Annotated in this window: 9 protein-coding genes and 1 pseudogene; 8 read left to right on the top strand and 2 right to left on the bottom strand. The window is 70.9% G+C overall.

Annotated features, from left to right (window positions below):
• A partial coding sequence (locus AB7U92_RS14740) for a PP2C family protein-serine/threonine phosphatase (RefSeq protein WP_428578193.1) occupies window positions 1–701 on the bottom strand: 701 nt, incomplete at its 3' end.
• 66 nt (window positions 702–767) lie between these two features.
• Between AB7U92_RS14740 and AB7U92_RS14735 the strand changes: the two genes are divergently transcribed.
• Both AB7U92_RS14735 and AB7U92_RS14730 read left to right on the top strand, forming a co-directional pair.
• Complete coding sequence (locus AB7U92_RS14735; protein WP_428578190.1) at window positions 768–971, top strand: YdcH family protein; 204 nt, start codon at window positions 768–770, stop codon at window positions 969–971.
• The gene (locus tag AB7U92_RS14730) at window positions 968–2,968 is read left to right on the top strand and encodes an ATP-dependent DNA helicase (protein WP_428578187.1); all 2,001 of its coding nucleotides are present in this window, start codon (window positions 968–970) and stop codon (window positions 2,966–2,968) included. Before AB7U92_RS14735 ends, AB7U92_RS14730 begins: the two co-directional genes overlap by 4 nt.
• A gap of 10 nt (window positions 2,969–2,978) precedes the next feature.
• On the opposite strand, the gene AB7U92_RS14725 is transcribed toward AB7U92_RS14730, so the two are convergent.
• A complete protein-coding gene (locus AB7U92_RS14725) occupies window positions 2,979–3,791 on the bottom strand; it encodes an outer membrane protein assembly factor BamD (protein ID WP_428578184.1) in 813 nt (270 codons plus the stop codon).
• Window positions 3,792–3,830: 39 nt separating this feature from the next.
• Between AB7U92_RS14725 and AB7U92_RS14720 the strand changes: the two genes are divergently transcribed.
• From AB7U92_RS14720 to AB7U92_RS14695, 6 genes and pseudogenes are all read left to right on the top strand, one after another.
• Window positions 3,831–4,796, top strand: a complete 966-nt coding sequence (locus AB7U92_RS14720; protein ID WP_428578181.1) for an RluA family pseudouridine synthase — start codon at window positions 3,831–3,833, stop codon at window positions 4,794–4,796.
• A 265-nt stretch (window positions 4,797–5,061) separates the two neighbouring features.
• Window positions 5,062–5,835 carry an SMC-Scp complex subunit ScpB gene (gene scpB, locus AB7U92_RS14715; RefSeq protein ID WP_428578178.1) on the top strand — a complete coding sequence of 258 codons (774 nt, stop codon included), beginning with the start codon at window positions 5,062–5,064 and terminating at the stop codon, window positions 5,833–5,835.
• Window positions 5,832–7,745 (top strand): 23S rRNA pseudouridine(2605) synthase RluB, encoded by a 1,914-nt coding sequence (gene rluB, locus AB7U92_RS14710; protein ID WP_428578175.1) that lies wholly within the window; start codon window positions 5,832–5,834, stop codon window positions 7,743–7,745. The genes scpB and rluB overlap by 4 nt, the downstream gene beginning before the upstream one ends.
• A 79-nt stretch (window positions 7,746–7,824) precedes the next feature.
• Window positions 7,825–8,250: a nucleoside-diphosphate kinase gene (ndk, locus tag AB7U92_RS14705; protein WP_428578172.1), complete on the top strand. Its 426-nt coding sequence runs from the start codon at window positions 7,825–7,827 to the stop codon at window positions 8,248–8,250.
• A gap of 5 nt (window positions 8,251–8,255) precedes the next feature.
• Window positions 8,256–9,380 carry a 23S rRNA (adenine(2503)-C(2))-methyltransferase RlmN gene (gene rlmN, locus AB7U92_RS14700; protein WP_428578169.1) on the top strand — a complete coding sequence of 375 codons (1,125 nt, stop codon included), beginning with the start codon at window positions 8,256–8,258 and terminating at the stop codon, window positions 9,378–9,380.
• Window positions 9,377–9,704, top strand: a pseudogene (locus AB7U92_RS14695) (type IV pilus biogenesis/stability protein PilW); the annotation flags it as partial. The gene rlmN and the pseudogene AB7U92_RS14695, both read left to right, overlap by 4 nt.

Genomic DNA, 9,704 nt, shown 5'->3' with positions numbered 1-9,704 from the left:
CGTGCCTTGTTGACCAGCATCTCGCTGGCCTCGCGCGGCGGCAGGGCGTGCACGATGGCACCGAGCTCGCGCGGGGTGAAGTAATGCCACAGACCGTCGCTGCAGGCCAGCATGGTGTCGCCGATCTCCAGGCGATCGATGTGGCCGACGGTGATCGGCGGATCCTGGTGCGTGCCGAGGCAGCCGGTCAGCAGGTTGGACTGGGGGTGGTTGTTCGCCTCTTCCTCGGTGATCGAACCTTCGGCGACAAGACGCTGCACGTAGGAGTGGTCGACCGTGCGCGACACCAGGTCGGGGCCGCGGAAGTGGTAGACGCGAGAATCGCCGGCGTGCACCAGGTGGCACTCGCGCGTCGGGCTGATGATGTAGGCGGCCACCGTGCTGTGCGGCTCCTCTTCCGAGGTGATGGCGGTCAGCTTGATCATCAGGTGCGCCTCCAGCACCAGCTGCTTGAGCGCCTCGGCGGCGTCATCCTTGCTGGGGGCGAAGCGCTCGAAGATCTGCTGTGCGGTGAGGATGACCTGGTCGGCCGCCTTGCGGCCGCCGCTCTTGCCGCCCATGCCGTCGGCCAGCACCGCCATCACGCTGCCGGGCACACGCAGGTGGGGAATGATCTGCACCTGGTCCTGCTGGTAGGCCCGGTCGCCGCGGTGGATGCCGGTGGCGGCGGACAGGCGGTAACCGGCGGTCGTGGTGCTCATGGGCGAAAACTATAATCTGTCCCGCACCCCGCGTCGGGGCGTTTTCCGCGACTAAGTCGCGCGTCGATGGACGACAACCTGCATTCCCTGCCGCGCCGGCTGATCGAGTTGCGCATCGAACACGCGGATCTCGACGACCTCATCGACCGATCCACCATCGAGCACCCTGGCGACGAACTCACGGTCCGCCGGCTGAAGAAGCGGCGCCTGGCCCTGCGCGACATGATCGCCCGGCTCGAGGCCGAGCTCGACCCGCCCGAACCGGCATGACGCCGCAGGCTGCGGCTCCCCTGGGCACGCTCGCGTCCGCGTCGACCGAGGCGCTGTCGGCCTCCGGCGCGCTGGCGCAGGCCGACGAACGCCACGTCGAGCGCGAGGTGCAGATCCGCATGGCGCAGGCGGTGTCCGATGCGATCGAGACGCGCACGGCGCTGGTCGCTGAGGCCGGCACCGGCGTCGGCAAGACCTTCGCCTACCTCGTTCCGACCCTGCTGTCGGGTGCGCGCGCCCTGGTCAGCACCGCCACCAAGAGCCTGCAGGATCAGCTGTTCCTGCGCGACATCCCCCGCCTGCGCGACGCGCTGAAGCTGCCGGTCGACGTGGCCTTGCTCAAGGGCCGAAGCAGCTACCTCTGCCTGCACCGCATGAAGCAGGCGCGGCATTCGGCCACGCTGCCCGACCGCTGGGCGGTGCGCACGCTGGCCAAGGTGGAGCAGTGGTCGCAGACCACCGCCAGCGGCGACCTCGCCGAGATGGACGGCCTGGACGAGCGCAGCAGCGTCATCCCGCTGGTCACCTCGACGCGCGACAACTGCCTGGGCAGCGAGTGCGCCGACTTCCGCGCCTGCCATGTCGTCAGGGCGCGGCGCGAGGCCATGGCCGCCGACGTGGTGGTGGTCAACCACCACCTGTTCTTCGCCGACATGGCGCTGCGCGACACCGGCGTGGCCGAGTTGCTGCCCAGCGTCGAAGTGGCGGTATTCGACGAAGCCCATCAACTGCCGGAGGCCGGCGTGCAGTTCCTCGGCACCACGCTGTCGACCGCCCAGGCGCTGGATTTCGCGCGCGACCTGCTCGCCGTGGGCCTGCAGCAGGCGCGTGGGCTGGCCAAGTGGCAAGAGCTGAGCGCCGCCGTCGAGAAGGCGGCACGCGAACTTCGCCTGGCCGCCGCCGGGCCGCTGCGCGACTTGCGCGGCACGCTCAAGCTGCGCTGGGACGAGCGCGGTGGCCGCGAGGACTTCCTCGCCGCGCTGGCCGCGCTGGGGCAAGCTGCCGACGCGGCGGGCGAGGGGCTCGACACAGTCTCGGAGCTGTCGCCCGACTTCGTCAAGCTGGCCGAGCGCGCTGCCGCGCTGGCCTCACTGGCCGAGCGTTTCACGAAGGACGCGGCGGCTGGCCGGGTGCGCTGGATCGATGTGTCGCCGCACCAGGCGCGGCTGGTCGAATCGCCGCTGGACATCCGCGAGGCCCTGGCCGAGCAGATGGGCAGCGGCGGCAAGGCCTGGATCTTCACTTCGGCCACGCTGGGCGAGGACGACTCGCTGCGCTGGTTCACCGAGCAGGCCGGGCTGGAGGGCGCCCGCACGCTGCGCGTGGGCAGCCCGTTCGACTACGCGGCTCACGCGCGGCTGTACATCCCGGCCGGCTTTCCGAAGCCGAACGAGGGTGCCCATCCGGCGGCGGTGGCCACGCTCGCATCGCGCTTCGCGCGCACGCTCGGCGGGCGCACCTTCGTGCTCACCACCACGCTGCGCGCGCTGCAGGCCATCGCCGAGAAGCTGCGCGCCGAGTTCGAGACGGGCGGCGATGGCATCCGCGTGCTGCAGCAGGGCGAGCTGCCCAAGCGGCAGCTGATGCAGTTGTTCCTGGCCGAGCCGCGCTCGGTGCTGGTGGGCTCGCAGAGCTTCTGGGAGGGCATCGACGTGCCCGGCGATGCGCTGCAGTGCGTGCTGATCGACAAGCTGCCCTTCCCGCCACCCAACGATCCGCTGGTCGAGGCGCGCGTCAAACGCCTGGAGGCCGAAGGGCGCAACGCCTTCGCCGACTACTTCGTCGCCGAGGCGGCGGTGTCGCTCAAGCAGGGCGCCGGCCGGCTGATCCGCAGCGAGACCGACCGCGGCCTGCTGGTGGTGTGCGATCCGCGCATGGCGGGCATGAACTACGGGCGCCGCCTGCGCGAAGCCCTGCCGCCGATGACGCGGGTGGCCAACGAGGCGGAGGCGCAGGCCTGGCTGGAGGCGCTGGCCGCCGAGGCGCTGCCGTTCTAGCGGCTGTCCCTCACCAGATCTTCCACCAGGGCTTCTCGGCGGGCGTCAGCGCTTCGCCGGCGTAGCGGCTGTTGGGGAAGTTCTTCTCGAGCACGCGCTGGGCGTCGTCGCGCAGCTGGTCGAGGCCGAGGCGGTCGTAGCTGCGCGCCATGATCACCAGAGCCTCTTCGACGGCCGGCGAGTACTGGAACTCCTGCACCGCCTGCTGCGCGCGATTGGCGGCGGCCACGTAGGCTCCGCGCCGGTAGTAGTAGCGCGCCACGTGCACCTCGTATGCCGCCAGCGAGTTGACGATGTAGTTCATGCGCACCTGCGCATCCTCGGCGTAGATCGAACGCGGGAACTGGTCGACCAGCTGCTTGAACGACTGGTAGGAGTCGCGCGCGGCCTGCTGGTCGCGTTCGGACAGGTCCTGAGAGGCGAACTTGCCGAGGATGCCAAGGTTGTCGTTGAAGTTGACCAGGCCCTGCAGGTAGTACGCGTAGTCGAGGCCGGGGCTGGACGGGTTGAGCTTGATGAAGCGCTCGAGCACCGACAGCGCCTGCGCGCTTTCGCCGCCGCGCCACAGCACGTAGGCCCGCTCGATCTGCGCCTGCTGCGCCAGCGGCGTGCCGGCGGCACGTCCTTCGAGGCGCTCGAGCAGCCGGGCCGCCTTGTCGTAGGCGCCGGCGGCGGCCTCGTCCTTGGCCTCTGAATACAATTTATCCGGCGACCAGGTGGCACTCTCGTCCTGCGGCGCCGATCCGCAGGCGGCCAGGCCCAGGGCCGTGGCCGCAAGCACCGCGCGCAGGCCCAGCGGGCCGATCCAACGCATCACATCCATGGGCTGAGGCACGTCCACGCTCGAACGCAGACACCGGTCATGACAGAAGAGCGGGATTATAGGGAGGGGCCTGTCGACGACGAGGCCGAAGACGGCGTCGAGCGGCGCGCCCAGGTGGCCGCGGCCGACTGGCACGCCCAACGCCTGGACAAGCTGCTCGTCGCGATGGCGCCGGAGTTCTCGCGCAGCCACCTGCAAGGGCTGCTCGAGCGGGGCCACGTCCGGATCGACGGTACGCCGGCCCGGGCGGCCTCGCAGAAGGTGCGGGCGGGGCAGCGCGTCGAGGTGGAACTGGTCGGCACCGAGGAAAGCCGCGCTTTCCGCCCCGAGGCGATCGCGTTGTCCGTCGTGCACGAGGACGAGCACCTGCTGGTGATCGACAAGCCGGCCGGTCTCGTCGTGCACCCGGCGCCCGGCCACTGGTCGGGCACACTGCTCAACGGCCTGCTGGCCCATCACGCGGGCGCACTGCTCCTGCCGCGGGCCGGCATCGTGCACCGGCTCGACAAGGACACCTCGGGCCTGATGGTGGTGGCCAAGTCGCTGGTGGCGATGACCGCGCTCGTCCGCGCCATCGCCGAGCGCGCAGTACAGCGCCGCTACCTGGCGCTGTGCCATGGCGAGATCGACCGGGCGGCGTTCAGCGTCGACGCGCCGATCGGACGCGACCCGCAATCGCGCGTGCGCATGGCGGTGGTGGCCTCGGGCAAGCCGGCGCGCACCGACGTCGAGCGCGTCGCCGCGCGCGATGGCTTCAGTGCCGTGCGCTGCACGCTGCACAGCGGCCGCACCCACCAGATCCGTGTGCACCTGGCGTCGCAGGGGCACCCGCTGGTGGCGGATGCGCTGTATGGCGGCGCGCCCGCCCTGGGCATGACGCGCCAGGCGCTGCATGCCTTCCGGCTTGGCTTCACGCATCCCGTCAGCGGCGAGACGATGGCGTTCGAGATCGCGCCGCCCGCCGATTTCGCCCGGGCCTGGCGGGAACTCGGCGCGGGTTTCTGAGGCGCGGCGGCGGCGCGACACCGGCTGTCGCCGCTTCGGTACAATGACGCACATCCCTCCAGCCCGACTCAGCGAGCCGCCGCGCTTCGCGGTCCCTCCGCAGTCCGGCTGCCAGGTCGCCTGATGCGCCCGAAGGCGCCTCAGCCCGAGCCGGCGCAGGTTGCGCGGCCCACTGCCACAAGCCCTGCGTCACTGCCCACGCGGTGATGCGCGACACGAGCACGAAGACCAGCCGGATGCACCGGCCGAGGATTTGACAGGATCCATGAATACACAGGATGCGAAGCGCGTCCTCGAGACCGCGCTCATCTGCGCCAGTCAGCCGCTGCCCCTGCGCGACATGCGCACCCTGTTCAACGACGAACTCGGGCCGGACACGCTGCGCGCGCTGCTCGACGAACTCACGCGCGACTGGGAGGGCCGTGGCGTCGAGCTGGTGGCGCTGGCCCACGGCTGGCGCTTCCAGAGCCGCCCCGAGCTGCGCGAATACCTCGACCGCCTCAACCCCGAGAAACCGCCCAAGTACTCGCGCGCCGTGATGGAGACGCTGGCCATCATCGCCTACCGGCAGCCGGTGACACGCGGCGACATCGAGGACATCCGCGGCGTCACCGTGGCCAGCCAGATCATCAAGCAGCTCGAGGATCGCGGCTGGGTGGAGGCGATCGGCTACCGCGAGGCGCCCGGCCGCCCGGCGCTGCTGGCCACCACGCGTCAGTTCCTCGACGACCTCGGCCTGGCCAGCCTGGAGCAGTTGCCGGTGATCGACGGCGCTCCCGCTGCCGGTGCGATGCTGGCCGAGGTGTTGCCCGAACAGCCCGACCTGCTCGACGCGCAGGGCGCGCTCGCCCTGGAGGCCGGGGAGGGCGAGGTGCCGCCCGGCGAGGCGGTCGTGGTCGAGGCGAGCGAGGATGAGCCGCCACCGGCCGAGGCCGACGCGCCGTCTGTCCAGCCGTCCCCCGATGCCGCGACCGGCAACGACACCGATTCCGATCCCGAGTCTGCGGCCGACGCCGCGCCCATGGAACCTCAAGCATGAACCTTCCGCCCGAGTCCCAGCCCGACGCACCCGCCGACGAGCTTGCCGCGACGCCCGAGCAAGAGACGCCCAAGCCGGTGCGCAAGCGCCGCGCGGCGGCCAAGCCGGCGGCCAGCGAAGGCGAGGCCACGGCAGAAGCCGCTGCCGACGCGCCGAAGCCGCGACGCCGCAAGGCCGCGGCCGTGGCCACAGGCGAAGTGCCGCAGCCGGACGATGTCGCGGCTGAGTCGCCCGTGCAGGCCGCTGCGCCGGTGGCCGCAGCGCCGGCGGCCGAGGCGCCCGTGGAGCCCCGGTCCGGTGGCGACGAGGCTGCCGGCGAGGCCTCGGCCGCGGCCGACGGCGATGAAGCTGCCGAGGGCGAGGGCGGCGGCCGGCGGGGCCGCCGGCGCAACCGCCGCGACCGTCGCAAGGGCGAGGGCGGTGAAGCCGCCACGCCGGAGGCGGCCATGGCCGTCGCGGCCGAGCGCACCGGCGAAGTGTTCGCCGAGGTGATGTCCGGCGCCTTCGACGCGGAGGCCGAGGCGGCAGCGGATGGCGGCCCGGAAGCAGCCGTCGCCGAGCCGGCGAGCGAGCCCCAGGCGGAGGCCGATGCCGAGCAGCCGTCCGAAGGCGCGCCGGCCGAGGCTCACAAGCGCGTGCTGGCGCCCGAACCCGATGCGCCCAAGCTGCAGAAGGTGCTCGCGCAATCGGGCATCGGCTCGCGCCGCGACATGGAGCAGATGATCGAGGACGGCCGCATCACGGTGAACGGTGAGCCGGCCCACGTCGGCCAGCGCATCTCGTTCGGCGACCGCATCGCGCTCGATGGCAAGCCGGTCAAGGTGCGCATCCAGCCGCCGCCGCCGCGCGTGATCGCCTATCACAAGCCCGTCGGCGAGGTCGTCACGCACGACGATCCGCAGCAGCGCCCCACCGTCTTCCGCCGCCTGCCGCGCCTGCAGCAGGGCAAGTGGCAGTCGGTCGGACGCCTGGACATCAACACCGAAGGCCTGCTGCTGTTCACCACCTCCGGTGAACTGGCCAACCAGCTGATGCACCCGCGCTTCGGCGTCGAACGCGAGTACGCCGTGCGCGTGCTCGGCACGCTCGACGCCGAGGCCAAGGCGAAGCTGCTCGAGGGCGTCGAGATCGAAGGCCAGACGGCGGCCTTCCGCTCCATCGAGGACGGCGGCGGCGAAGGCGTGAACCACTGGTACCGCGTCGTCATCACCGAGGGCCGCAACCGCGAGGTGCGTAAGCTGTTCGACGCCGTCGGGCTCACGGTCAGCCGGCTGATCCGCATTCGCTACGGCTGCGTGGTGCTGCCGCGCGGGCTCAAGCGCGGCGTGTGGGTCGATCTCGGTGCTGACGACGTGCGGGCCATCCGGCGTCTGGCCAGCGGCGGCCCTCAGCAGCGCGGCGAAGACACCCGGCGCGACGGGCGCAACATCAAGCCGCAGCAGCGCAACGATCGCGGTGCGAAGAACGATCGCGGCCCGCGCGGATCGCAGCCGCCGCAGCGCGGGCGCCAGGACGCTCCGCCGCCCGAGCGCGAACGCGCCGAGTACGAGGACGACGACGGACTCGACATCGACCCGATGAAGATCCCGAACCCGCTCGAGCAGACCTTCGACAAGCGCTTCGTGCAGAACCCCCGCAGCCGCATCGGCGGCCGCACCTTCGCCTTCGGCGGCGGCGGCTTCGGCCCGGGCGGCAGCGGCCAGCAGCCCACGGGTGGTGGTGGTGGCGGCGGCAAGAAGGGCGGGCCGAAGCAGCCGGACCCGATGCAGACCTCGGTGGGCTACATCGGGGCCGACGCCTTCCATCGCAAAGGCCGTGGCGGCCGAGGGGGACGCGGCGGCGGCGGTGGCACCGGTGGTGGCGGGGGCGGTGGTGGCGGATTCGGCGGCGGCGGCCGTCGCGGTCGCTGAAGCCTGCGACACCGAAACGCCACAGCCCGCGGGCTACAATCCGAAACTTTGCCAAGTTATTGATTCAGGAGAAGAATTCATGGCCATCGAACGCACCCTCTCGATCATCAAGCCCGACGCCGTGGCGAAGAACGTCATCGGCCAGATCTACGCCCGCTTCGAAGGCGCCGGCCTGAAGATCGTCGCGGCCAAGATGGCGCACCTCTCGCGCGGCGAAGCCGAGCAGTTCTATGCCGTGCACAAGGCCCGCCCGTTCTTCAAGGACCTGGTGGACTTCATGGTCTCGGGCCCGGTCATGATCCAGGTGCTCGAGGGCGAGAGCGCCATCGCCAAGAACCGCGAGCTGATGGGCGCCACCGACCCGAAGAAGGCCGAGAAGGGCACCATCCGCGCCGACTTCGCCGACAGCATCGACGCCAATGCCGTGCACGGCTCCGACGCGCCGGAAACCGCGGCCGTGGAAGTGGCGTTCTTCTTCCCCGGCATGAACGTCTACAGCCGCTGAAGCCCATGGCCGTCAACCTGCTCGACTTCGATCTCGAGGGGCTGGCGGCCTATTGCGAGAGCCTGGGCGAGAAGCGCTTCCGCGCCGTCCAGCTCTACCGCTGGATCCACCAGAAGGGCGAGTCCGACTTCGAGAAGATGTCGGATCTGGCCAAGTCGCTGCGCGGCAAGCTGGCCGGTGCCGCCGAGGTGCGAGGCCTGCCGCTGATCAGCGAACACCGCTCGGCCGACGGCACGATCAAGTGGCTGTTCGACGTGGGCGACGGCAATGCCGTCGAGAGCGTCTACATCCCCGAGGAAGACCGTGGCACGCTGTGCGTTTCCTCGCAGGCCGGCTGCGCGGTCGGTTGCCGCTTCTGCAGCACCGGCCACCAGGGCTTCAGCCGCAACCTCTCCACGGGAGAGATCATTGCGCAGCTGTGGTTCGCCGAGCACCGGCTGCGCGGCGCGGATGGCGAGCGGGTGATCGACAACGTGGTGATGATGGGCATGGGCGAGCCGCTGCAGAACTACGCGGCGCTGGTGCCGGCCCTGCGGACCATGCTCGACGACCATGCCTACGGTCTGTCGCGCCGCCGCGTGACGGTCTCGACCTCCGGCATGGTGGCGATGATCGACCGTCTGCGCGAGGACTGCCCGGTGGCGCTGGCGGTGTCGCTGCATGCGCCGAATGACGCGCTGCGCTCGGAACTCGTGCCGCTGAACCGCAAGGACGGCATCGATGCGCTTCTCGATGCCTGCGTGCGCTACCTCGACAAGGCGCCGCGCGACTTCGTCACCTTCGAGTACTGCATGCTCGATGGCGTCAACGACACGCCGGAACTGGCGCACGAACTGGTGCGGCTGGTCAAGGGCCGCGTGCCCTGCAAGCTCAACCTGATTCCGTTCAATCCCTTCCCCGCCTCGGGGCTCAAGCGTTCGCCGCGCGAGCGGGTGATGGCCTTTGCCCGCATCCTGCAGGATGCGGGCATCGTCACCACCGTGCGCAAGACACGCGGCGACGACATCGACGCCGCCTGCGGTCAGCTGGCCGGCGAAGTGCAGGATCGCACGCGCGTCCACGAGCGCCTGGTGCGGGCACCGGTGCGGGTGATGCGGCGCGAGTCGCCGCGGCAGGAGACCAATGCATGACAGGCATGGTTCGCACGTTGCTGCTCGCTGCGCTGGCGGGGCTGGCCGCGTGCTCGACGACCTCGACCACGACCACCGGGCCGATCAGCGACGTGCGCCCGGCCCCGGTGCCGCAGGCCGAGGAGGCCGATCCGGGCAGGCGCGCCCAGGTGCGCCTCGAACTGGCAGCGGCCTACTTCGCCAACAAGCAGTCGGACATTGCGCTGGTGGAGATCAATCGCGCGATCGCGGCCGACCCGAACGTCGGCCCGGCCTACAACCTGCGCGGGCTGATTCACGCTTCCCTGGACAAGGACGAGGCCGCCGAAAGCGACTTCCGCCGTG

It is taken from the genome of Piscinibacter sp. (assembly GCF_050175855.1).
Classification (GTDB): Bacteria; Pseudomonadota; Gammaproteobacteria; order Burkholderiales; family Burkholderiaceae_C; genus Piscinibacter.
This window is presented reverse-complemented; position numbering and strand designations above follow the sequence as displayed.

Bases quoted from the DNA above. Each gene is read 5' to 3' on its own strand.
- AB7U92_RS14720 (WP_428578181.1), top strand. From the start codon at position 3,831: ATGACAGAAGAGCGGGATTATAGGGAGGGGCCTGTCGACGACGAGGCC.
- scpB (WP_428578178.1), top strand. From the start codon at position 5,062: ATGAATACACAGGATGCGAAGCGCGTCCTCGAGACCGCGCTCATCTGC.
- AB7U92_RS14735 (WP_428578190.1), top strand. From the start codon at position 768: ATGGACGACAACCTGCATTCCCTGCCGCGCCGGCTGATCGAGTTGCGC.
- rlmN (WP_428578169.1), top strand. From the start codon at position 8,256: ATGGCCGTCAACCTGCTCGACTTCGATCTCGAGGGGCTGGCGGCCTAT.
- ndk (WP_428578172.1), top strand. From the start codon at position 7,825: ATGGCCATCGAACGCACCCTCTCGATCATCAAGCCCGACGCCGTGGCG.
- AB7U92_RS14725 (WP_428578184.1), bottom strand. From the start codon at position 3,791: ATGGATGTGATGCGTTGGATCGGCCCGCTGGGCCTGCGCGCGGTGCTT.
- rluB (WP_428578175.1), top strand. From the start codon at position 5,832: ATGAACCTTCCGCCCGAGTCCCAGCCCGACGCACCCGCCGACGAGCTT.
- AB7U92_RS14730 (WP_428578187.1), top strand. From the start codon at position 968: ATGACGCCGCAGGCTGCGGCTCCCCTGGGCACGCTCGCGTCCGCGTCG.